A 21,713-nucleotide genomic window follows, 5' to 3' on the forward strand; every position below is an offset into this window, starting at 1 on the left:
CCAATCCCCACCCCTTCTGTGCGACTAGCATATGCGCGGCAACTGCTCCCCCGTGAGCATGTCGAGTGCGCGCACACCGCCGATCGTCCCCAGTTCAACTGTGCCCGCACGGGCGGAGGTTTCGACGGTGCCGATGATGGCCGCGTCCCCAAAGAAGCGGCGCAGGATCGCGACGGCCCGCTCCGCGCAGGCAGGCGCCATCAACGCGACAAACCGCCCTTCGTTCGCGACATAAAGCGGATCGAGGCCCAGGATCTCGCAGGCGCCGCGGACCGAATCCGACACAGGAATGGCCGCTTCATCGAGCCGGATCGCCACCCTGCCCGCCAAGGCGATTTCGATCAATGCGGTCGCGAGCCCGCCGCGCGTCAGGTCGCGCATGCAATGCAGTTCGATTCCGCCGTCGATCAGCGCCCGCACGCAGGCCGCCAGCGGCGCGCAGTCGCTTGCAATCGTGGTCTCGAATCCGAGCCCCTCGCGTACTGCCATGATGGCGATGCCATGGCGGCCGATGTCGCCGCTCAGCACCACGGCATCTCCCGCCCTGACTTGCCGGGGCGAAACCGGAGAGCTCGCCAGAACGAGTCCGACGCCAGACGTGTTGACATAGAGGCCGTCGCACTTGCCGCGCTCGACCACCTTCGTATCGCCGGTCACGATGCGCACACCTGCCGCCCGTGCCGCATCGCGCATGGACACCACCACGCGGCCCAGATCGTCGATCGGAAAGCCTTCCTCGAGCACCAGCCCGACGCTCAGATAGCGCGGTTCGGCGCCGCACATGGCCAGATCGTTCACCGTCCCGTTGACGGCAAGCGAGCCGATGTCACCGCCGGGAAAGAACAGCGGCTGCACCACATAGGAATCGGTCGTGAAGGCAAGCTGGGCGCCGCCGATATCGAATACGGCCCCGTCATGCGTGAGATCGTCCGGCGATCCGGCGAAGGCGGGACGAAAAAGCCCATCGATGAGCCGCTGGGTCAGCAGGCCACCACCGCCATGGGCGAGTTCAATGGTGTCGCCGCCTGTCGCCGGCAGCGGACAGTTCGCGACGAAGCGTGGAGTTTCGCTCATAGGCCCCCCGTGCAGTCGAGCGCACCCGCTGCATCGGCGGACAGCGGCCTGCGATAGCGATAGTAGGCGGCGCAAGCGCCTTCGGACGACACCATGGTCGCGCCCAGCGGATGCTCCGGTGTGCACCGGGTGCCGAAAGCCGGGCACTGCCCCGGCTTCTTCAACCCGCGCAGCACCTCGCCACTGATGCATTCGCTGCAGCGTTCAGGCGGCACTGCGATATCCGGAAAGCGCTGCAGCGCATCGTAGCGCGCGTATGCGGGCGCGAGACCAAAGCCGCTGCGGGCGATTTCGCCGATACCGCGCCACCGCTGTGACTGAACGGCAAACACGCGGCCGAGCACGTCCTGCGCGGGGCGGTTGCCGTTGCGCTGCACGGTGCGCAGATACTGGTTCTCAACCTCGGCGCGGCCCTCTTCCAGTTGCCGGATGCACAGGTAGAGGCCCTGCACCAGATCGACGGGTTCGAAGCCGGTCACGACGATCGGAATGCCGAAGCGGCGCGCGATCGGCTCGTATTCCCAATATCCCATCACCGTGCAGACATGGCCGGCGGCGAGGAAACCTTGCACGCTGTTGGCCGGGTCGCTCAAAAGCGCGTCGATAGCGGGCGGCACAAGGACGTGAGACACCAGCAACGAAAAATTCGCGAGCCCCTCGCGCTCCGCCTGCAACACAGCCATGGCGGTGGCGGGCGCAGTGGTTTCGAAACCGATCGCGAAGAAGACGACTTCGCGCTCCGGTCTGTGACGCGCGATCGTCAACGCATCGAGCGGCGAATAGACCATGCGGATGTCGGCGCCGCGCGCCCTCGCGGCGAGCAGACTGCCCGTTTCACCCGGCACCCGCAGCATGTCGCCGAACGAGCAGAAGGTTACGTCGGGCCGGCTTGCAATAGCGATCGCGGCGTCAATGATGCTGGCGGGCGTCACGCACACGGGGCAGCCCGGTCCATGCAGAAGACTCACGCCACGAGGCAGCATCTGGTCGATGCCGTGCCGCACGATCGAATGGGTCTGACCACCGCAGATCTCCATGATGGTCCACGGCCGCGTCGTGATGCGAGCAATCGCGTCGGCATAACGGCGGGTCACGGCCGGGTCGCGAAATTCGTCGACGTATTTCATCTGGGATCCTCGGGCTCGAATCCGGCCAGGTAAGCCAGCGTTCTCAGGGCCTGCACCTCGTCGATCAAGGCGATGGCGAAACCGGCGTGGACGAGCACATAGTCGCCAGGCTGCGCTTCGGGGACGTAGGCGAGGCAGACCGCTTTGACGATGCCGGCGAAGGCGACCCGTCCTTGCCGCAACAGCGGCTCATCGCCTGCGATGCTCAGAACCTGTCCGGGAATGGCGAGACACATCAGATCTTCTCCCCGCTCAGCGGCCGGGCGGCGAAAGCGGCCTGGCCCACGGCAATGCCGCCGTCATTCGGCGGAATGCGGCGATGCCAGTACGGATCGAAGCCCGCCTCGCGTAGCCGCTCAACCGCCCGCTCGACGAGTCGCGCATTCTGGAAGCAACCTCCGCTCAGCAGCACGCGCTCGAGCCCAACGCGGGTGGCGACGCAGACGATGGCCTCGGCCAGGGCGTCATGAAACGCCGCCGCCACTGAAGGTGTGGGGACGCCGTCGCGGCACGCGGCCACGACGGCGGCCAGCATCGGACGCCAGTCGAGCACGAGGCCGCTGGCGTCTTCCGACAGGCGCAGCGACGCCAGCGATACCGACCTCAGCGCGCGCTGCGCGGCAAACTCGACCGCCATCCCTGCTTCGCCTTCGAAGCTGGCGACCTGCACGAGATCGAGCAGCGCAGCAATCGCGTCGAAGAGCCGACCCGCGCTCGATGTCAGAGGCGCGTTGACGCCGCGGCGCAGCATGACGCCGAGCGTCTGTCGCTCTCTCGCGGCGAAAGCGGCGACGGGCTTCTGGTCCGTCATCGCCAATGCGGCATCGCCAAAGGTCGCATAGAGGGCGCCGAGCGCGGCACGGCGCGGCTCGCGCATGGCGGCCTCCCCACCGGCCAGGCGAAACGGCAGCAGATGCGCAACCCGTCTGTACCGGGTCGCGTCGACGGCCAGGAACTCAGCACCGCAGATCGAACCGTCCGTACCATAGCCGGCGCCGTCCCATGCAACACCGAGCACAGGGCCCGCGAGATCGTTGTCGAGCATGCCGGCCAGCACGTGCGCGAGATGATGCGGCACGCGTCGCACCGGCAGTCCTGATGCATCCGCAAAACGGGTGCTGTAGTAGTCCGGATGGAGGTCGCACGCGACATGCCGGGGGCGTACGTGGTATAGCGTCGTCATAGCCTCGACGGCCTGCGCAAAGGCCTCACGCGTTGCGGGTGCGGCGAGCTCGCCGATATGAGGGCCGAGCACGATCTGTCCATCGACGGCAAGCGCGATCGTGCTCTTCTGATGCGCGCCGAGCGCGAGTCCCGGCTCGGCGCCAGCCGAAAACGGCAGGGCGAGCGACAGCGGCGCGTAGCCCCGCGCGCGCCTCAACACCGCCTCGCGTCCCGCTATCACCCGTACTACGGAATCATCCACCGGATGCAGGATCGGGCGGTCGTGCACGAGGAAGAGATCGGCAATGCCCGCAAGCCGTTCGAGTGCTTCGCGCTCGTCGGTCACGATCGGCTCGCCGCCCCGGTTGCCGCTCGTGGCCACAACGGGAAAGCCAAGCTCAAGCATCAACAGGGCATGCAGCGGCGTGCAGGGCAGCATGATCCCGAGCAACGGGTTGGCCGGCGCTATGCCTCGTGCAATCCCAGGCAGATCCGTTCGCGCCTTGACCAGAACGATCGGCGCCGCAGCCGAGCAGAGGAGCCGTTGATCGAGCTCGGAAAGCTCGGCGACCATCGACGCATCGGCCAGGCTCCGAACCATGACGGCAAACGGCTTGGCCGGACGCGTCTTGCGCTCCCGCAGACGGCGCACCGCAGTGTCGCTGCGGGCATCGGCAATCAGTTGGAACCCCCCTAGTCCTTTGAGAGCGACGATCAGGCCCTGGCGCACGGCTTCGGCCGCAGACCGCAGGGCCTGATGCCGCTCGCCCAGCACGGCGCCCGCCGTATCCCATAGCGCGAGTTGGGGTCCACACTCGGGGCAGGCATTCGTTTCTGCGTGAAAACGGCGCGACGCCGGTTCGCTGTACTCGTTGCGACAGCCCGCGCACATCGGAAAGTGTCGCATGGCCGTGCGTGAGCGATCGTACGGCACAGCCTCGATCAGACTGTAGCGTGGTCCGCAGTGCACACAGGTCGTAAACGGATACAGGTAGCGGCGATCGTTCGGGTCGCAAAGCTCGCCAAGGCACTCCGGACAGACGGCAAGATCGGGCAACACCATGGCCGAGCGTGGGCCGCCGGTCGCGCTCGGGGCAATCACGAAGCCTTGCTCGCCCTGGGCTGGAAGCCGGCAGCTTTGCCGCTGATGAATGGCCGCCGGCGGCGCGATTTCCGCGTCGAGTCTGGCCAGAAAGCGCTCAAGCGCCTGTGGGGCGCCTTCGACTTCGAGCGACACGCCCTCGCCCGTGTTGCGTACAAAGCCGCCCAGCCCCTCGCCGACGGCAAGCCGATGAACGAAGGGCCGAAACCCCACCCCCTGCACCGCGCCGGTGACATCCAGCCGCAGCCGGAGTCGCGTCCCCGCTTCGGCGATATCGACGCCCGTCGTGTCCATGGCGTGTCACCCTTCCCCGTCCGGGACGTCGAACTCGATGCCCGTGATCATCACGTCCTGTGCATCTGGATGGCGGACTTCCTGCGACACCTCGATACGCAGCGCGGCGCCCTCGGCCAGGGTGCCGCGCGCTTCGTCGGTGAAATGCTCGCGGAAGTGTTCCGGCGAAAACTGGCTGAGCGCACCAAGCCAAACGTCGACCCCGCTGACTCGCAAGGCGCGGTTCTCCTGTGCGGCAATCTCCAGCCGGTGCACCAGGTTTCGGACGATGCCTGATTCATGCATGAGGTTCGATCTCCGTAACGGTCTTCCTGAGGGGTTGCCTAAGCCGCTCCACCTCGGTCACCACACGCCCGGCCACTTCATCGACAGCGGCCGCGACTTCCGGGGTAACCGGCGCGCCGCGGTCGAAACAGACGCCTTCAATCGCATAGACGACCATCTCGCGTGGCGCAAGCCCGAGCGTGCGGGCAAGTTCGATTGCCTCGGCCACGCCGAACGCATGGCTCGACGCAAACGACATCTCCCGCACCAGTTGCTCCGAGGCGAGGTCGATCCGGAGGATGCGGCCCGGCGTCGCCTCGGGCGCGGCAGCATCCACGCACACCAGCGCATCGAAACCGGCCCAGTCCTCGATCAGCGACAGCGCATCGCCGCTGCGTACGACGAGCGATACCTCGGCCGGCAGCCGTCCGGCGATGCTGCGCACGACGAGTGCTCCGACGCCGTCATCGCCTCGATCGGGGTTACCCATGCCAACCACCAACACCTTGCGTGGCGCGCCACACTGATCGACGGTTCGGGTCATGTCCGCTGCACCGAAAGTTTGAGGAAGTGAGCGGAACACGAGATGCATGGATCGTAATTGCGGATGCTGCGTTCACATCGATCCCGCAGCACGTCGTCGGGTTGATCCAGCGAGGCGGTCGCGACAGCCATCAGGTCCGCCTCGATACTCGGCTGATTCTGCGAGGTCGGCGGCACGATGCGCGCCTCCATGATCGCTCCGTCTGCATCGAGGCGATATCGATGCCAGCAGATCCCACGGGGCGCCTCGGTACAGCCAAAGCCCGTGCCCGCGCGCGGCTCGGCCGGCAAAGCGGGGAACTCCGGCGGCTCATAGGCCGCGATTAGTCGCAGCGCCTCATCGCACGCGTAGACCAGTTCGAGCGCCCTCACCACGATGCTCCGAAACGGGTTCCGGCAGACCGGGCCAAGCCCGGCTTCATGGGCCAACGCCCGCACCGGCTGCGGAAAACGATCGAAATTGATGGCGTAGCGGGCGAGCGGCCCGACCAGATACGCGCCGCGCTGCTTCACCACAGCATGCAGCGCAGTCGAGTGGGCAACGTGCCGCTCCTCGAATTCGGTGTCAAAGTCGCTTATGTCGATATCGATACCACGGGTGGAGACGAGCCGCCCCTCGTTGAACGGATATTCGTCCGGGTGCCGCAGCGCCACGAACTCGTAGTCGCGCTCGAACGCCGGAAAATCGAAGCCCGCCACCCAACGGACCAGATCCACTGCATGGTCGCGCGCGCGCTGGAGACTTTCGGCGACCGGCGCGAGCTCATCGCGGCCCGGCACGCGGTAGAAGCCGCCCACCTTCACGTTGACGGGATGAATCTCGCGTCCGCCCAGAAGCCGCATCAATTCGTTGCCGGCTTTCTTCAAGGCAAGGCCCCGGCGGACTGCGTCGCCGTGCTCGCGAGCCATCTGGATCGCGTCCGGGAAACCCAGGAAGTCTGGTGCATGCAGCATCACGACGTGCAGCGCATGGCTCTCGATCCATTCGCCGCAGTAGATCAGCCGGCGCAACACGCGTAGCTGTCCGTCGACCTTGATGCCGAAGGCGTTTTCGAGCGCATGGACCGCACTCATCTGGTAGGCGATCGGGCAGATCCCGCAGATGCGGGCCACGATGTCGGGCGTTTCGGCAAAACCGCGCCCGCGCAGCAACGCTTCGAACAGGCGCGGCGGCTCGAAGATATTGAGCTGCGCCGATATCACCTGCCCGTCCTTGAAATGCAGATCGAGCGCGCCCTCCCCCTCGACGCGGGTGAGGTAGTCAACCCGGATCGTCTTCGTCGCCATGAGCCTCGCTCTCCTTGAGAAACTCGGGTGCCGTCGCGTTGAAGGTGCGCAACACGCGGCGGATATCCAGCGGTCTCGCGCCGAGCGCCTGCCATTCGCGTGTCAACGCACCCATGTTCGGCGTCTCCATCGGGCCATAGCAACCGTAGCAGCCACGCCGGAAAGCCGGGCAGATCGCACCGCACCCGGCATGCGTTACCGGCCCGAGGCAGGGCGTGCCCTGCACCATTACGCACACCGTGCCGCGCTGCTTGCATTCCACGCAGACACTGTGACTCGCGATCGCCGGCTTGCGGCCGGCGAGAAATGCCGAGATGACCTCGATGAGCTGCATCTTGTTGATTGGGCAGCCACGCAGCTCGTAGTCGACCGGCACGTGTGAGGAGATCGGTGTCGAGGTCGAGAGCGTCGTGATGTATTCCGGTGACGCGTAGACCGCGGCCACGAACTCGCGTGCGTCCGCAAAATTGCGCAACGCCTGGATCCCGCCGGCGGTCGCACAGGCGCCGATCGTCACGAGATGTTTCGACTGACGCCGCACCGCCTGAATGCGCTCTGCGTCGTGCGGTGTGGTGATCGATCCTTCAACCAGCGAGAGGTCGTAAGGCCCGGTCCCGATGGTGCTGGACGCTTCCGGGAAGTTGGCGATTTCGATGGCATCGGCAAGCGCGAGCAGTTCGTCCTCGCAATCCAGCAAGGAGAGCTGGCATCCGTCGCAGGAAGCGAACTTCCAGACCGCGAGCCGCGGCCGCTTGTGCGGGGTCGTTGCAGATACGCCCATCTCAGATCTCCGGGACCGCGAAGATGCCCGCAATCGTGTCGAAGCGCATCACCGGCCCGTCCTTGCAGATGAATGCAGGGCCGAACTGACAGTGCCCGCACAGGCCGATCGCGCATTTCATGTTGCGCTCCATCGACAGATAGATACGCTCGGGGGAAACGCCGGCATCGCGCAGCGCATTGGCCGTGAAGCGCATCATGATCTCGGGCCCGCAGACCAGCGCAAAGGTCTCGCGCGGATCGAAGGCCGCACGCGCTACCAGCGCCGGCACGACGCCGACGTGGCCACGCCACCCCGCGTCGGCGTGATCGACGGTGACCTCGATCTGGACATCCAGCCGCTGTCGCCACTGTTCCAGTTCGCGGCGGTAAAGCAATTCCTTCGGATTGCGGCTTCCGAACAAAATGATCACGCGTCCATAGCGGCTCCGGTTGGCCAGCACGTCGTAGATTGCCGGGCGCAGCGGCGCGAGGCCAAGGCCGCCGGCTACGAAGACGATATCCGAGCCCTCGGCGGCGGCGACCGGCCAGCCCGTTCCAAACGGGCCGCGCAGCCCGACCGTCGCGCCCCCTTCCAGCTTCGCGAGCGCCGCACTGACAGCACCGACGTTGCGAACAGTGTGCACGAAAGACCGGTCGTCGCTCCGGTCGCCGCTCATGCTGATCGCCGCTTCGCCAACACCGAACACGTAGAGCATGTTGAACTGCCCCGGCACAAAAGCGGGTCGCTTCCCGGCGAGCGGTACGAACTCGAGCGTTGTGGTGTCGGCGAGTTCGCGGCGTGTCCGCGCGACACGATAGATCTGTGGCACGAACGGATCCGGGGCCCAAGCGGCAGCCATCTCAGCGCTTCCCGTAGACATCGAGCAATTGCAGCCTCGTTGCGTCCAGCCGCTTCACGAAGATCGGCAGAAAGCGCTTCATCAACGCATAACCCAGATCGTGGTCGGACTCACACTTGTCTCGCAAGCACCTGGCATCCATGCCGATCGCACGCGTGAGCTCGACGGCCCTGGCATCGAAAGTCCACCGATAGGGTGGAACCAGCCATGATGCCCCCACGATCTCGCCGGCGCCGAGGGTCGCCACCACGATGGGCGGCTGCCCGGGCGCGACGATCTCGAGCGCCACCTGGCCATGACGGATCAGGAAGAACTCGTTCGCGGGCTCGCCTTCCCTGAACAGATAATGTCCGGCATTGAAGCGGTGGTTTCTGGCACAGCCTGAGATCAATCGGCTATGCGCGGAATCAAAACCCGCAAAAAAGGGGTGTTCACTCAGAATATGTTCAAGCCCCTCCATGTTCACCCTCCTTTGCCGCGGTATCGGTGGCGCGAATGGCGGCCGCTTCCTCCGTGATGTCGATACCGACCGGACACCAGGTGATACAGCGGCCGCACCCGACACAGCCCGATGTTCCGAACTGGTCGATCCAGCTCGCGAGCTTGTGGGTCATCCATTGCCGATAGCGCGAGCGGGCTGTCTTCCGGACGCTGCCGCCATGGATGTAGGAGAAGTCCATCGTGAAACAGGAGTCCCACTTGCGAACGCGCCCGGCGGACTGTCCGGCCAGATCGCTGTGATCCTCGACCGTCGTACAGAAGCAGGTCGGGCAGACCATTGTGCAGTTGCCGCAACTCAGGCACCGCTCGGCCACTTCGTCCCAGCGCGGATGGTTTGGGTTGCCTTGCAGCAGCTGTTTGATGCCCTCGGTCTCCAGGGTGCGTCCCATCTGGGTCGCCGTATGCGCGACAACCGCCTCGGCCGCCGTACAGTGCGCGTCCGAAGCTGGCCGATGAGCAATCTGCGCCAGAACCTGCGCGCCGGTTGTGGTACCGACCTCGACCAGGAATTCATGGACGTCTTCGTCAAGCAGTTCGGTCAGCGCCAGGTCGAAGCCGGACTCCGCCCGCGGGCCTGTTTGCATCGAAACGCAGAAGCAGGTCCCGCCGGCCTGAGCGCAATTCACCGCAACAATGAACGCGTTCTGGCGACGAAGGCCGTAAACCGGGTCTGGGTAAGGTCCCTCGCAAAAGACCCGGTCCTGGATCGCGATCGCATGAATTTCGCAGGAGCGTACGCCAATGAACGCGAATTTCGGCGGGGGTTCGTCCGCTGTGGTGATCGCGAGCCCTTCTTCTCCGGTTCGCGCCTCCCAGAGCGTCTGTACCGGCGGATGCAAGAAACGCTTCCACGAATGCGGACCGACGGCGAAACCAAACAGCGCAGCATCATCGCGCCGCACGAGGCGATAACGCCCAGCTTCCTGACGATCAGTCCAGCCGACCGGCAAATCCGCCACCCTCGCGATCCTGTCGTACACGATAGCGCCGTCCCGCACGGTTGGCCCCATCACCTGATACCGGTCGGTGACAAGAACATCGATGAGAGACTGAAGGGCCTCATGGGTAACGACCACCTTGTCGCCCTTCGACAACGGATGCTCTACCATCGCAGCTCCTTTGAAACCACACAGTGATCGTGCTGGTTGTCTGACGTTAGCAAGGTCAGAGCGAGTCGGGTGCGTGTGGTTTCCGGCTAGTCGTCATGGTGGCACCCCATCTTTCAAGTGGCCTTATGCGAGCAGTGCGCGTGGCGCGCAGAATGACCCGCGCGCGCAAAATGCGACCTGATGTGACGCAATTCGAATCCCGCACCCGAAGCGCCGTCGACGCAATCCAACCGGATGAACGGGCCGGTCGTCTCGAACAAGGTCGATCCTTCACGGTTTTCACGCCCGGTACGCGCGCAGCCGCCGCGAGGATCGCCTGACGCTCTTCCTCGGAACGCACGACGCCCCAGCAATGCACGATGCCTTCCGTGACGATCAGACGGTCGGCGGCCATCGCCCAGCGGTGTCCGTCGAGCTCTTTCGCGTGCCACCGCGCAGCACCGGCAGAATGTTCCTTCAGATACTCGGCCGCGAGTTCACGCGTAGGCGCCATGAATTCGGCAAGCCACGAGCGGCGTGGCTTTTCCGTGCCCGTTTCGACGCGTCTGAGCAGATCGCCCTCGCTGACGACGCCGATCACGTCGCCGTTGTCGTCGACGACTGGCATCCCGCTGATCCGGTGGTCGATCAGCGGCTTCGCCGCGTCGTAGACCGAGTTGTCGGGTGCGATGGAAACGACCGGATTCGTCATGATGTCCGAGGCTCGCAAGTGAGTCTCCATATCAAGGGCCTACCCTGTTGCAGATGAGTGTAGGCATGAGCGAGACCATTCGATTGACGAGCGTCAAAGAGAACGACATTTCGGTCTCACGTCGCGTGCGTGGCCGCGCGAGAACCGGGCTTCGCGGATTGAAATCCGCTCCCGTTGTCCGCACATGCGACATGCGACACGTGACGGCGGCGCCGGTATCGCCGTCCCTCCACGCTGAGTGTGTACCGGCCACTGGAGCTCGAACCCGCAACCCGCGGTCGATCCGCCAATGCCATGATGACGAAGGAGCGTGCCCGAGACACAGACATGTCCGGCTTTAGTCGCGCCGGACTTCTCGAACTGGCTGCACAACGGGGTTATCCCGCTACCCGGCCTCGACGAACATCGACTGTGATCTCGGGCCCGCGCATGCCGTCCCGCCAGTCCAGCGTAGTTTGGATCGCAGCAGCCAAGTCGCTCTACTCCTCGCCGTCCGCCTTGGAGATGCCAAACGACTGGCAATCCGCCAGCGCAAGATAAAACCGTTCGACATCGGCCCGCTCGCACAATCCGGTACCCGCGACCAGCAAAGTCGCCGACGCAGCGGCAAGCGCATACCGGAAGGCAACTTCCAGGCTCGAATCGTGGTTGAGAGCCAAAACCATGGCGGCGACAAAACTATCACCGGCACCGATGGAGCTCGACACCTGCACAGGGAGTGCCGGTGCGCGCAGCGTACGGTCGCCGGTGACGACCAGGGCGCCCTGATCGCCAAGCGTGAGCGCTACGATCGATGCTCGCCCGTCGCGGACGATCCGCCGTGCCGCCTCGCACCACTCCCGTTCTTCGACAAGCGGCATTCCGGTCAATCCACGCAGCTCGTTCAAACTCGGCTTGACGAGAAAAACCCCCGCTTCGAGTGCCGCAGCGAGTGACGGTCCCGAGGTATCCAGCACGACCCGCATGCCGCGCGCGCGAGCGCACCTGGCGATGCGCGCATAAATGTCGATGGGTGCACCCGGCGGCAGGCTACCGCTGAGTACGAGATAGCGCGGGGACGAATCCAGCGCGTCGATGTAATCGGTGCAGGATTGCCACTCGCGCTCCGTGACCGCAGGTCCCGGCAAGACGAAGCGGAATTCCCGCCCGGTGGATGTCTCAAAGACGGAGAAGTTCTCCCGCGTCTCCCCCTCGATCCTCAGGCAAACGCTCGCTGCCTGTTCTGCCGCGAGCAGGTCTTGCAGCACGCGCCCAGTCAGGCCTCCCGCGAGATACAGCGCAAGACAATCGCCGCCAAGGCGCTGAAGCACACGCGCCACGTTGATGCCGCCACCGCCGGGATCGCGCCGCGCCGCCGCGCACCTCAGTTTTCGGGTCGGCTCCAGCACCTCGACGGAGGTCGCCACGTCCACCGCTGGATTCAGTGTGACCGTCAATATCTCCGCCATGATGGACCTTTCCGTGAAAACGCTGCCGCACCCGCCGCGCCTAGGTTGCCGTGTGGGTTTTAACCTCGGCTTCCGCAGCCGCGACACGCTGCTTGACCGCGATGAAGCTGTCGGGGCTGACCGATACCGAATCGATCCCGCATTCGACCAGGAACCCAGCGAATTCGGGGTGATCGCTGGGCGCCTGTCCGCACAGCCCGACCTTCGCGCCAACGCGATGCGCTTGCGCGATCACGTTGCGAATCATCCATTTGACGGCATCGTCCTGCTCGTCGAACAATTCAGCCAGCTCGGCGGAATCCCGATCCACACCGAGCGTCAATTGAGTCAGGTCGTTACTGCCGATGGAAAAGCCATCGAAACGCTGCGCGAACGCTCCCGCCAGGATCACGTTCGAGGGGATTTCGCACATCACGTAGACCTGCAACCCCGCTGCGCCGCGCGCGAGCCCATTTTCCGCCATCACCGAGAGCACCTGATCGGCCTCTTTGGTGGACCGGCAGAACGGAATCATCACGATGACATTGGTGAAACCCATCTCGTTGCGCAGGCGTTGAATCGCCCTGCATTCGAGTGCGAAGCCTTCGCGATAGCGCGCAGAGTAGTAACGCGACGCGCCGCGAAAGCCGAGCATCGGGTTCTCTTCCTGCGGCTCGAACTCGGCCCCGCCGATCAGATGGGCATACTCGTTGGTCTTGAAGTCGCTCATGCGGATAATCACGGGGCGCGGAAACTCAACCGCTGCGATACGCCCAAGCCCGAGCGCCAGACGCTCGACGAAGTAATCGGTCTTGCTCGCATAACCCGCAGTCAGCTCGGCGATCGTCTGCTTCGCATGAACGTCCTGCAACGTGTCGTAGCGCACCAGCGCCATCGGATGGATCTTGATGTGATTGCTCACCACGAATTCCATGCGCGCGAGCCCGACACCGTCGGCCGGGATGCGCCACCAACGGAATGCAGCAGCGGGATTCGCGAGATTGAGCATCACGCGGGTGCGCGTCGCCGGAATACTGCTGAAGTCGATTTCCTCCACCTCGTAATCGGCGATCCCGTCGTAGACAAAGCCTTCGTCACCTTCCGCACACGACACCGTGACCTGCTGCTCGTCGTGCAGGACGTGCGTGGCATTGCCGGCCCCGACGATCGCCGGCAAGCCAAGCTCACGGCTGACGATTGCCGCGTGCGATGTGCGCCCGCCGTGGTCCGTGATGATCGCGGCCGCGCGCCTCATGACCGGCAGCCAGTCGGGGTCGGTGGTTTGAGTCACCAGCACGGCTCCGTCGACAAAACGCCCCATATCTCGTACATGCTCGATGACGCAAACGCTGCCCGCCGCCACCGCCTCGCCGACGCTCACACCGGACAACAGCTTGCGCCCCGTCTTGCCGATCCGGTAGGTCTTCACCGCGCTTGCTTCGCGGCGTGACTGCACGGTTTCAGGCCGGGCCTGAACGATGAACATTTCGCCTGTCGCGCCGTCTTTGGCCCACTCGATGTCCATCGGCTGGCCATAGTGCGTTTCGATTTCGCACGCCCAGCGCGAAAGCGCCAAAATCTCGCTGTCGTTCAGGACAAACGAGGCGCGCTCCTGTTTCGACGCCGGAACGTTCTTCGTCCGGTGAGCGCCGTTGGCCCCGTAAATCATCTTGTGTGCTTTCTCGCCCATTTTCTTTCCGACTATGGGCGACAGCGAGGGGTCGTCCAGCAGTGGCTTGAACACCTCGTATTCGTCGGGATCGACCGCGCCTTGCACGACATTTTCTCCGAGCCCCCACGCGGCATTGATCAGCACCACCTTGTCGAAGCCTGTCTCCGTGTCGATCGAGAACATCACGCCGGCGCCCCCCAGATCGGAGCGCACCATGAGCTGCACTCCGATCGACAGCGCGACTTTCAGGTCATCGAAACCCTTTGCCTGCCGGTAACTGATCGCCCTGTCCGTGAAGAGCGACGCATAGCATCGCCGGCAAGCCTCGAGCAGTGCGCGTTCGCCGCGGACATTGAGAAAGGTTTCCTGCTGTCCGGCAAAGCTCGCGTCCGGCAGGTCTTCCGCCGTCGCGCTCGAGCGCACGGCTACGTCGACCTCAGCCTGCCCGGCACGCTGGCTCAACGCTTGGTAGGCTGCCCGGATGGCCTGCGCTGTCCGGTCGGGCCACGTTCCATGCAAGATCGCCCGGCGAATCTGATCGCCGGCTTCGGCAAGGCTCAGCCGCCCTTCCGACAGATCGTCGAGTGCGGCGGCAATCTTTGGGCGCAGCGCGTTCTCGTCGATGAAGCACCAGTAGGCATCCGCAACGGTCGCGAAGCCCGGTGGCACTTTGACGCCGCGCGCGGCGAGGTTCGATACCATTTCACCCAGCGAGGCATTCTTGCCACCGACGCGAGGCACGTCCTCGCGCCGCAATTCCTCGAACCAGACGACGTGAGAAGTGTCGTAAGCCATGTCCAGCTCCATTGCCATGCCACCGTCCGGCCACCGGTCGGGCGGACCGGTGAGCGAACAAATCAGCGAATTCAAATGCTGACGTAGCCCTGGAAGAACCAGGGCAGTCCCATCTGAGGAGAAGATGCGGGAAGCTCAGCGTGCGCGGTGCTTGTACCGAGAAAGCCGGGGGCGCCGTCCGAAGCAAAAATCGGCACGAACGAAAAGGCGCCATTGACCGTGATCAGACAGTCACGATTCAGGCACGACGGCGCATAAATCGTGATCTCGCGAAAGAAAGATAACGCCGGCTCGTCTCGCACAACCCCGCTCAAGTCCGTCGCCAAGGGCTTCATCGTGTCATAGCGTGCGGGCAGGTCGTAAAAGAGATCGCCGCGTTTGATCACTTCGCCTGGCGTAAAGACAAGCTGGACGCCCGGATAGGGCAAGGAATGGGCCGGGCGGGTCACCGGCCCGTCGGGACCGAGCGCCAGTGGTGGATAAGCCCACAGCGAAATTGTCAGGGACTTCGTCTGTTGAGCGAAATATTCTGTCAGCCAGTTCATGTCAACCTCCGTTCACACGTCGCGCAGGAGAGCACGCGCCTTAGTCGCGATGTCGCGAGCGCTTGATTGCGCCACTCGGCGCAAGCGACTCATTCTGTCAAACAGAGAATGCCCTCGCAGTCCGATGACGAATTGATGCGCATCAAGGATTTACACGTCAACGGATAAGGGTAGTCCCGCGTGTCCTGGAGATTTATTCACCTTCTGGCCACGCCACGCAATTGACAACATTCAGCCCTCAGGTAGCCGGTTGAATTTATCCCCCTGCGCGCCCGTGACCGGCCGCGCCCCGTCTGGCGCGCGCTCCTTCGTTAGCCGGCCGCACTGCCGGCGCTGCCGACGGGCAGAGCAAACTCACTCGCCTATGCCGGCGGCTAACGCCGGAAGGACTACTCCCGCATCGGCCACATGATTCGCAACGTCTGTCGTATCGGCACGAGCAGAACTGTCCGCGTGCTGGTCCGCGATCAACTGCGCCAGTGCGTCGTGATCAAGCACCTCGCGCTGCACCAGCCGCTGCGCTATGCGCTCGAGCAATGCACGCCGTTCGTCCAGCGTCTGTGTGACACGGTCGTTCGCTTCCGCAAGAAGCCGCCTGACTTCCTCGTCGATTAACTGGGCTGTGCTGTCGCTGCATTGCCCACTATTGAAGGCGGGGAACATCCTTCCTGTCACCTGGCCGTCAGCATCGCCGACAGCGACGAGATCGATCCGCTTGCTCATCCCGTAACGGGCAACCATGTGGCGCGCCATCGCAGTGGCGCGCTCGAGGTCGTTTTCCGTGCCGGTCGAGCAGGCATCCCAACGCGGCGGCGTATACGGAAGACAGCATCGCTCCGCGGGCGTTGGAGATGTTGATGTCGATCAAGCATCGATGCGCGGCGATCGTGCTCATTGGAATCACCACCGCGTTTCCGTTGCACTCGTCATCTTCGCCTTCAATTCACTTGCCGCGCAGAGCTCAGGCTGTCAGCCGTCCGTCAAAAAATGCTTGATTCATATCAATTTTGCACGGTAGGACCGGGTGTCGAATAAGCCTTGACCTATCCGGAGGCAGATGAAAGACCAGCGACTTGCCCGATGTAGGAGCGCTTCACCGCTGCCCACGCAATTCGATGAGCAATCTCCTCCTGTCGCGCATCCCCGGCATGCGCTGCGTAAGAGTGATTGAAGGCGGCACGATAGATGTCCTGCGCATGCGGGGGCAAGTGAGCTTGCACGGACGAACGTAGATCTGAGTTGGCGTAGTAGGGCATGCCTCACCCCCCCTTTGATATGGATCAGCAACTGATGCGAGATCGCGCCGATGATGAACGCAGGACGGCACTTCGTGATCCGGAAGGAGTATAGCGATGCGCATCACCTTTCCCCCCACCGCACCGGAGTATCGCGGCTCGAATCTGACCATTGGATTCGATGCATGCGTCGACGGAAAAAGCATTGATTGCGCGATTTCAGCCGAAGCGCTGGAAGATCACTTTGGCGCGAAATCGCCCTCTTCGGCAGATCTGCTAAACGCGTTCACCCGCCATCGGTCCGAAATACAGAATATCGCCCGCGACCTTCTGCACCTGGTGGACACAAAACAACTGCTGCTGCACAGCGGCCATTTCAGGTTCAGGCTGGGTGCGCGCCCCGATTGCGTCTGAATATGAATGAAGACTCGATCGCCCAGAGACGATGTTCTCCTCCTACATTCCGGTCCACGAGCATGCTCGTGCAAATTTCGGGCGCGGTATCGTATCGATGTGCGCCCTCAGATTGGAATTTTCAGGAATCGCTCCAGAAAGTGGTGATCGAAGTATTCAACTTCGACTCCTTGCCGAAGCAACGCGAACAGCGCCGTCCGATTGACGTCGAGAGAGATGTCCAACACCCCTATGCACAAATCATTTGCGTGCGTCGCCTCGTTCGTCATCTGCGTTGCCGGTTGCGCGTACGATCCGGCAGTCCCGCCGCACCCGCCAGCGCCCCCGTCGGCATGTAGGTCGGGCCCGCCGATCGACCTCGACCGGTACATGGGACTGTGGTACGTGATCGCGGAAACGCCGGTTCTCAGTGAGCACGATTACGTCGGCAATTACGACGAGTGGACGCTGCGCGGCGATGGAAGGATCGACGATAAATATCTCGGCCGGCGTCACGACTTCGACGCGCCGGTCACGGGAAGCCATTTTGTGGCGAAGGTGATGCCCGGAACCGGTAACACGAAATGGCGCGTGGGACTGATCTGGCCGTTGGAAGTAGTGGTCGTCACAGCGTATGTGGATCCCGACTACCGTTACACGATCCGCTGCGTGGCCGACGGCGACATGATGTGGCTGCTCTCACGTAGTCCAGCGATGGATGAAGCCACCTATGCGGAGATGCGCGCGCGTCTTGCCCGCATGGGCGTCAACCTGAACCGGGTACGGCGGGTTCCGCAAAGCGCGGAGCAAATCGGCCAGCCCGGTTTTCAATGAGTCGCTGGACAAGACCGGAGAGCCGAGCCACGGCGGCAGAGCCACTCCTGCCTGCTGTCCCGGCGCGATGGTCGGCATGGCCGCACTCGGGGGGGCACTGTCCGCCCCGCCAGAGTCAGCCATGCACGGCAATGAACGCGCCAGCGGCCGGCTTCGCCGCGTCAGCCGATCACCATACGGTCCACGACAGCCTTCACGCCAGGCGTGGAACGCGCAGCCCCCGATACGATGGAGCGCTCGATGGACGAACTGAGACGCCCCGACAGGATCACCCTGCCGTCGTCGACTTCGACGCCCACATGCTTCAACTCACGATCGGTATGGCGCTGAATGGCTTTGCGGATGTTGTACTCGATCTCGATCGGGGAAGCAGAGCCACGAATCCGGATGTCGTTCGTCACGCCCGTCACACCACGCATGTGGACAATGTTTTTCTCGGCGATGTGGCTGCGGTAACCGTCCTCGACTTCACCGCTCAAGCTCACCCAACCCTTTTCGACCTTGATCTTGATCGCCTGCTCTTCGAGGCCCGTGATCCAGTCGAGAACGGCGCGCACGCTCAAGGCAACGTCCTCGTCGGTGCGCTGTTCGGACTCGTGAAGTTTAACGTCGATGCCGACCACCACCGCGACGACTCCGGCTATTCTGAGTGCGCATTTCTCAGCCGCGACTTTCTTCGCGTAGTCCGGAACGTGCCCGCTGAGCGTCACGATGCCGTCGACCACGGCAACACCTATTCCGTTTGCGTCGACGGCTGAATTGTTCATCAGCTCGTCCTCGACTTCCTGTTTCAGTTGACTGTCCGGCTTCATGGAAAATTCTCCTCAGCAATTATCGCAACGCGACACGGTGTCCCGCCGCGGATACGTCACGCACTCAGACTAATGCGCCTCCGCACGATTCAATTGACCGAGGTCAATCATGGAGCGCACCGCTGGCCCGCGCGTCGGACGCTGCGCCCGGTGTTCCCATGATCGAAGTCCGCCCTACCGGGGCAACGCCACCCCGGCACTGCGGGCACTTCAACTGCGCATCGCCGGTGGAGCGCTGCGGCAAGACAGCGGCAGTGATTCGAAGCGCTCTCGGAGGCATTGGACAAGTCCGCAAAGACCCTTTCCGCCGCAGCCAGAATCACCTTTCCTTCTTCGACAAAGGCATCCTCGAGAACCCGGATCGGCGCGGCATCGGGGAGGTGGGCGGCACGGTCTATCACGTAGATTGCACGGAGGCGGGACTCCGGCATCGCCAGTTGGAGTCCAAAATGCAAAGCGTCCAGCGAGGCGGCGCTTCCGTCCAGCGCGAACAGGACCCGGCGCGGTGACGGCTGGATCGGCGCTTCGTAGCTGGCAGGCACGATGAGAATCGAACACGGCGCTTCAGTAGTGACGAACTCCGAGACGGTTCCTTCGATCCAGCGCAACAGGCCGTGATGCTGATGCGCACCTACGACGAGCAGGTCCGCCTTTCATTCGCTCGCGGCATCGATCAAGGCATTGGCGGTGTAGCCGCCTTGCCGTGAAATTTCGATGACGACCGACTCCATCTCGATGCCGGCGTCCGCGAACGAGGCGCTCGCGCGTGCCACGACTTCGCCAGCGTCGCGCGCCAGTTTAGTATCACGAGCAGGTCGGCGCGCCATTCCCGAGCGGCCAGTCCAATCGCCTGCGCGATGTCATCTCCCTCGTGCGCCGGCTGAAGAATCACAGCCTCGTGGCTTAACCTGTCCCATCGATCCTGCGGCGAACATGCCACATAGCCGACTCGCACTGCTGCGCGATCGGCGGCGATTCGCATGGCTTCGGAGACTGCCGCTCGCAAAAATCCGCGCGGGCGGCACGTGGCACCGTCCGATGCCCCCAGCAGGCAACGTGAGTACCGGACAATGCACCTCACGCGCAAGACTGGCCGGCCCGGCGCAGTCAGTCAGCAGCAAGTCGGCGCCCCAACGGCGAGCCGCCTCGGCCAGTGCATGCACGCTGTTCGCGTCGGGGTGCGACAACGCAAGAGGCGCCGTGCTTGCGTTGAGCCCACGCATCGCAAGCAGGGCTTGGGCAGTCCGCAATATTTCCTCGGCCGTACGGCGCGCATCGCCCGAGTCGCGTAACCGCGTGCCCTCACCGGCAGGCCGCGCTAGCGCCGCGGCGACTTGCAGTACCGTCTCGCGGCCCGCCCACGCGGATGCATAGTCAATCAGAGCGCCCGGGAAATGACCACCCCGCGCACCAATGAAAATGCGCCGATAAGTTGCAGTTGATGCCGCGCGCCCTCCATGGGCGGTCGGCTCGACATCCGGGTTTATTGCTTTACTCGATAGCACCTGCCTCTCCCGTCCGATGGTGTAAGGCTCACGTCATAGCATCGCGCTGAATGCGCAGAAGAGAGGAAGGTGCCCTCCCCGTGACGCGCCTTTGTCACACCAGCCTGGCTGGCAGACGGCAACCGTTGATCCGTTGCCCGCGGCAATGGTCCTGAGGTTGGCACGCCAGCCTCAACGGCCACGACCGGCGCAACAGGCGCAACACGCGAGTCAACACCGCTCGATGTGCTCGACGCTGGATCGGAACGCATGATCTGGTATCGGAGCTCTGGTATCGGAGCAAAACAACCGGGGGCGAACTCATTCATTGCCGCATCAGCGGCAGATTGCCATATTGGCTCTGGCTCGCGCGTCGAAGTCGACGCCGACGATTCTGCTTTCATACCTCCGAGCCCACTGAGTTGAATCCGAAGGCCGTTACTCGGTATGCATCGGAAGTATCGCCGTCTTGTCCGCCGGATTCTCCACGCGGTCAGCCACGCCAACTGCGGCATGCCCGGCGGCGGACGCGGGAAACGTCGCCGGCTCCCCCGGCACGTCGCAAGGCACGCCTCCCATCTTGAATGCCGCGCCGTTTCGGCCACCATCTGCTAGATGCCGGGCATCGCTGGATACGGCTCCGTATGATCCTCCACGCCCTTGACGCCAGGTATGGCCTGCGCCGCCACACGAACCGCATCGACGGCTTCCATCGAATGGAATATGCCCCACAGATGCACGACTCCGTTGGTGACCACGATATTGCGTCCGGCGAATGCCCAGTTACGGCCCGCGAGCTCGTCCATCAAGATTGCGCGAATTTCGCCATCCGCGAGCGTCACATCCGATGTCGGCTCATCCGGGACGCTCGCCAGCGCCTGCACAAGATTGGCGCGGCTCACAATGCCCACAAGCTGCCCCGCCTTGGTCACGGGCACACGTTTGATGCGCCGCGTCTCCAGAATGGCGGCCACTTCGGCCAGGGACGTGTCGGGCTGAACGGTCACCACGTCCTTTGTCATCACGTCGCGCACTTTTGGCGCATGGGTCTTGATGTAGTCCCGTGCCTCGTGACTGGCAGACCAGAGATGCAGCCATGAAGTTCGCGGGCGCACGTCGGTGCCGATTTCGTTGCGGCGAAGCAGATCGCCTTCGCTGATCATGCCGGCGACGGTGCCGTCGGGATCCAGCACCGGCGCACCGCTAATGCCGTTGTCGACAAATATTTGCGCGACCTCTCGCACGGTCATGTCGGGTGTGACCGATATGACCGTACCGGTCATGACATCGGATGCACGCATGGCAACGCTCCTGAACAGATGGGTCGTTTAATGGGCGGAAAAGGCCGTCCTCGGTCGTGGGCACCAAGCTGCCCGCGAGCGCTCGTATGGTTCGAGATTAGGCCGGCACGGCAGCGTGTCATTTGACATGGATCATCCCGGAGACCCACGCGTGAAGTTCTCGCTCGATGTGTAGCGGCGGCGCTGTGTCGCTTGACTCAGATCAACTGGGCGCCGGCCGTCTGCTGTCGAATAGCAGGCGTAACTCGCGTTTGCCGTAGCGCTGACGTCGTCCTCCCGCTCGCGCGCTCTGCGGAACACCGCTTCATGGCGCCGTTCGCTCCCATGTTCGATCGCGCGGGCGGGCGCTCGGCCATGGACGACACGTCGAAGGCGGCGGTGACATGGAAGTACGTGCCGCTCGTCAACCTGGACGTACTCGACAAGTCAAGGTAGTG

General features: G+C 63.7%; 22 protein-coding genes and 1 pseudogene. 3 read left to right on the plus strand and 20 right to left on the minus strand.

Going from position 1 to position 21,713, the window contains the following annotated elements; translation table 11 throughout:
• Positions 1 to 24: 24 nt before the first annotated feature.
• The 17 genes from hypE to OKW27_RS38400 all read right to left on the minus strand — a co-directional run bounded on the left by hypE (position 25) and on the right by OKW27_RS38400 (position 16,473).
• Complete coding sequence (gene hypE, locus OKW27_RS38320) at positions 25 to 1,074, minus strand: hydrogenase expression/formation protein HypE (RefSeq protein WP_429336505.1); 1,050 nt, start codon at positions 1,072 to 1,074, stop codon at positions 25 to 27.
• A complete protein-coding gene (hypD, locus tag OKW27_RS38325; protein ID WP_429336506.1) occupies positions 1,071 to 2,201 on the minus strand; it encodes a hydrogenase formation protein HypD in 1,131 nt (376 codons plus the stop codon). Before hypD ends, hypE begins: the two co-directional genes overlap by 4 nt.
• A complete protein-coding gene (locus tag OKW27_RS38330; RefSeq protein WP_429336507.1) occupies positions 2,198 to 2,437 on the minus strand; it encodes a HypC/HybG/HupF family hydrogenase formation chaperone in 240 nt (79 codons plus the stop codon). The genes hypD and OKW27_RS38330 overlap by 4 nt, the downstream gene beginning before the upstream one ends.
• On the minus strand, positions 2,437 to 4,761 hold the full coding sequence (gene hypF, locus OKW27_RS38335) for a carbamoyltransferase HypF (RefSeq protein WP_429336508.1): 2,325 nt from the start codon (positions 4,759 to 4,761) through the stop codon (positions 2,437 to 2,439). Before hypF ends, OKW27_RS38330 begins: the two co-directional genes overlap by 1 nt.
• Before the next feature lie 6 nt (positions 4,762 to 4,767).
• Entirely contained in the window at positions 4,768 to 5,046 is a 279-nt protein-coding gene (locus tag OKW27_RS38340) for a hydrogenase/urease maturation nickel metallochaperone HypA (protein WP_429336509.1), read from the minus strand.
• Positions 5,039 to 5,617: a hydrogenase maturation protease gene (locus tag OKW27_RS38345; protein WP_429336510.1), complete on the minus strand. Its 579-nt coding sequence runs from the start codon at positions 5,615 to 5,617 to the stop codon at positions 5,039 to 5,041. The genes OKW27_RS38340 and OKW27_RS38345 overlap by 8 nt, the downstream gene beginning before the upstream one ends.
• Positions 5,566 to 6,855, minus strand: a complete 1,290-nt coding sequence (locus OKW27_RS38350; protein WP_429336511.1) for a Ni/Fe hydrogenase subunit alpha — start codon at positions 6,853 to 6,855, stop codon at positions 5,566 to 5,568. The genes OKW27_RS38345 and OKW27_RS38350 overlap by 52 nt, the downstream gene beginning before the upstream one ends.
• Positions 6,830 to 7,636 (minus strand): oxidoreductase, encoded by an 807-nt coding sequence (locus OKW27_RS38355; protein ID WP_429336512.1) that lies wholly within the window; start codon positions 7,634 to 7,636, stop codon positions 6,830 to 6,832. Before OKW27_RS38355 ends, OKW27_RS38350 begins: the two co-directional genes overlap by 26 nt.
• Position 7,637: 1 nt before the next feature.
• Positions 7,638 to 8,333, minus strand: coding sequence for an FAD/NAD(P)-binding protein (locus OKW27_RS38360; RefSeq protein WP_429336513.1), 696 nt, complete (start codon positions 8,331 to 8,333; stop codon positions 7,638 to 7,640).
• Between the two features lie 145 nt (positions 8,334 to 8,478).
• Positions 8,479 to 8,937, minus strand: a complete 459-nt coding sequence (locus OKW27_RS38365) for a cyclic nucleotide-binding domain-containing protein (RefSeq protein ID WP_429336514.1) — start codon at positions 8,935 to 8,937, stop codon at positions 8,479 to 8,481.
• Entirely contained in the window at positions 8,924 to 10,087 is a 1,164-nt protein-coding gene (locus tag OKW27_RS38370) for a 4Fe-4S dicluster domain-containing protein (RefSeq protein ID WP_429336515.1), read from the minus strand. Before OKW27_RS38370 ends, OKW27_RS38365 begins: the two co-directional genes overlap by 14 nt.
• Positions 10,088 to 10,142: 55 nt before the next feature.
• Positions 10,143 to 10,796: a CBS domain-containing protein gene (locus OKW27_RS38375; RefSeq protein WP_429336516.1), complete on the minus strand. Its 654-nt coding sequence runs from the start codon at positions 10,794 to 10,796 to the stop codon at positions 10,143 to 10,145.
• A 461-nt stretch (positions 10,797 to 11,257) separates the two neighbouring features.
• Positions 11,258 to 12,226 carry a 1-phosphofructokinase family hexose kinase gene (locus OKW27_RS38380; RefSeq protein ID WP_429336517.1) on the minus strand — a complete coding sequence of 323 codons (969 nt, stop codon included), beginning with the start codon at positions 12,224 to 12,226 and terminating at the stop codon, positions 11,258 to 11,260.
• Between the two features lie 40 nt (positions 12,227 to 12,266).
• Complete coding sequence (ppsA, locus tag OKW27_RS38385; protein ID WP_429336518.1) at positions 12,267 to 14,672, minus strand: phosphoenolpyruvate synthase; 2,406 nt, start codon at positions 14,670 to 14,672, stop codon at positions 12,267 to 12,269.
• Between the two features lie 71 nt (positions 14,673 to 14,743).
• Positions 14,744 to 15,217 (minus strand): hypothetical protein, encoded by a 474-nt coding sequence (locus OKW27_RS38390; protein WP_429336519.1) that lies wholly within the window; start codon positions 15,215 to 15,217, stop codon positions 14,744 to 14,746.
• Positions 15,218 to 15,571: 354 nt separating this feature from the next.
• Positions 15,572 to 15,958 (minus strand): hypothetical protein, encoded by a 387-nt coding sequence (locus tag OKW27_RS38395; protein WP_429336520.1) that lies wholly within the window; start codon positions 15,956 to 15,958, stop codon positions 15,572 to 15,574.
• A gap of 302 nt (positions 15,959 to 16,260) precedes the next feature.
• Positions 16,261 to 16,473 (minus strand): ChaB family protein, encoded by a 213-nt coding sequence (locus tag OKW27_RS38400; protein ID WP_429336521.1) that lies wholly within the window; start codon positions 16,471 to 16,473, stop codon positions 16,261 to 16,263.
• A 96-nt stretch (positions 16,474 to 16,569) separates the two neighbouring features.
• On the opposite strand from OKW27_RS38400, the gene OKW27_RS38405 reads away from it, so the two are divergent.
• Together OKW27_RS38405 and OKW27_RS38410 are read left to right on the plus strand one after the other, a co-directional pair.
• A complete protein-coding gene (locus tag OKW27_RS38405) occupies positions 16,570 to 16,866 on the plus strand; it encodes a DUF1488 domain-containing protein (protein WP_184043572.1) in 297 nt (98 codons plus the stop codon).
• A 231-nt stretch (positions 16,867 to 17,097) separates the two neighbouring features.
• On the plus strand, positions 17,098 to 17,679 hold the full coding sequence (locus OKW27_RS38410) for a lipocalin family protein (RefSeq protein WP_429336646.1): 582 nt from the start codon (positions 17,098 to 17,100) through the stop codon (positions 17,677 to 17,679).
• Positions 17,680 to 17,840: 161 nt separating this feature from the next.
• Here OKW27_RS38410 and OKW27_RS38415 read toward each other — a convergent pair whose 3' ends face one another.
• From OKW27_RS38415 to OKW27_RS38425, 3 genes and pseudogenes are all read right to left on the minus strand, one after another.
• Positions 17,841 to 18,491 (minus strand): BON domain-containing protein, encoded by a 651-nt coding sequence (locus OKW27_RS38415; RefSeq protein WP_429336522.1) that lies wholly within the window; start codon positions 18,489 to 18,491, stop codon positions 17,841 to 17,843.
• Positions 18,492 to 18,754: 263 nt separating this feature from the next.
• Positions 18,755 to 19,303, minus strand: a pseudogene (locus OKW27_RS38420) (universal stress protein); the annotation flags it as partial.
• A gap of 1,283 nt (positions 19,304 to 20,586) precedes the next feature.
• Positions 20,587 to 21,276: a CBS domain-containing protein gene (locus tag OKW27_RS38425; RefSeq protein WP_429336523.1), complete on the minus strand. Its 690-nt coding sequence runs from the start codon at positions 21,274 to 21,276 to the stop codon at positions 20,587 to 20,589.
• Positions 21,277 to 21,582: 306 nt separating this feature from the next.
• Between OKW27_RS38425 and OKW27_RS38430 the strand changes: the two genes are divergently transcribed.
• The gene (locus tag OKW27_RS38430; RefSeq protein WP_429336524.1) at positions 21,583 to 21,711 is read left to right on the plus strand and encodes a hypothetical protein; all 129 of its coding nucleotides are present in this window, start codon (positions 21,583 to 21,585) and stop codon (positions 21,709 to 21,711) included.
• Positions 21,712 to 21,713: the final 2 nt, after the last annotated feature.

This window comes from Paraburkholderia sp. 35.1, from assembly GCF_050436525.1.
In the GTDB taxonomy this organism is placed as follows: domain Bacteria; phylum Pseudomonadota; class Gammaproteobacteria; order Burkholderiales; family Burkholderiaceae; genus Paraburkholderia; species Paraburkholderia tuberum.

Coding starts and splice junctions, on each gene's coding strand:
- OKW27_RS38390 (WP_429336519.1), bottom strand. CDS start 15,217: ATGAACTGGCTGACAGAATATTTCGCTCAACAGACGAAGTCCCTGACA.
- OKW27_RS38400 (WP_429336521.1), bottom strand. CDS start 16,473: ATGCCCTACTACGCCAACTCAGATCTACGTTCGTCCGTGCAAGCTCAC.
- hypD (WP_429336506.1), bottom strand. CDS start 2,201: ATGAAATACGTCGACGAATTTCGCGACCCGGCCGTGACCCGCCGTTAT.
- OKW27_RS38395 (WP_429336520.1), bottom strand. CDS start 15,958: ATGGTTGCCCGTTACGGGATGAGCAAGCGGATCGATCTCGTCGCTGTC.
- OKW27_RS38365 (WP_429336514.1), bottom strand. CDS start 8,937: ATGGAGGGGCTTGAACATATTCTGAGTGAACACCCCTTTTTTGCGGGT.
- OKW27_RS38355 (WP_429336512.1), bottom strand. CDS start 7,636: ATGGGCGTATCTGCAACGACCCCGCACAAGCGGCCGCGGCTCGCGGTC.
- OKW27_RS38330 (WP_429336507.1), bottom strand. CDS start 2,437: ATGTGTCTCGCCATTCCCGGACAGGTTCTGAGCATCGCAGGCGATGAG.
- OKW27_RS38340 (WP_429336509.1), bottom strand. CDS start 5,046: ATGCATGAATCAGGCATCGTCCGAAACCTGGTGCACCGGCTGGAGATT.
- OKW27_RS38425 (WP_429336523.1), bottom strand. CDS start 21,276: ATGCGTGCATCCGATGTCATGACCGGTACGGTCATATCGGTCACACCC.
- hypF (WP_429336508.1), bottom strand. CDS start 4,761: ATGGACACGACGGGCGTCGATATCGCCGAAGCGGGGACGCGACTCCGG.
- OKW27_RS38370 (WP_429336515.1), bottom strand. CDS start 10,087: ATGGTAGAGCATCCGTTGTCGAAGGGCGACAAGGTGGTCGTTACCCAT.
- hypE (WP_429336505.1), bottom strand. CDS start 1,074: ATGAGCGAAACTCCACGCTTCGTCGCGAACTGTCCGCTGCCGGCGACA.
- OKW27_RS38380 (WP_429336517.1), bottom strand. CDS start 12,226: ATGGCGGAGATATTGACGGTCACACTGAATCCAGCGGTGGACGTGGCG.
- OKW27_RS38415 (WP_429336522.1), bottom strand. CDS start 18,491: ATGAAGCCGGACAGTCAACTGAAACAGGAAGTCGAGGACGAGCTGATG.
- OKW27_RS38405 (WP_184043572.1), top strand. CDS start 16,570: ATGCGCATCACCTTTCCCCCCACCGCACCGGAGTATCGCGGCTCGAAT.
- OKW27_RS38410 (WP_429336646.1), top strand. CDS start 17,098: ATGCACAAATCATTTGCGTGCGTCGCCTCGTTCGTCATCTGCGTTGCC.
- OKW27_RS38345 (WP_429336510.1), bottom strand. CDS start 5,617: ATGCATCTCGTGTTCCGCTCACTTCCTCAAACTTTCGGTGCAGCGGAC.
- OKW27_RS38350 (WP_429336511.1), bottom strand. CDS start 6,855: ATGGCGACGAAGACGATCCGGGTTGACTACCTCACCCGCGTCGAGGGG.
- ppsA (WP_429336518.1), bottom strand. CDS start 14,672: ATGGCTTACGACACTTCTCACGTCGTCTGGTTCGAGGAATTGCGGCGC.
- OKW27_RS38360 (WP_429336513.1), bottom strand. CDS start 8,333: ATGCTCTACGTGTTCGGTGTTGGCGAAGCGGCGATCAGCATGAGCGGC.
- OKW27_RS38430 (WP_429336524.1), top strand. CDS start 21,583: ATGGCGCCGTTCGCTCCCATGTTCGATCGCGCGGGCGGGCGCTCGGCC.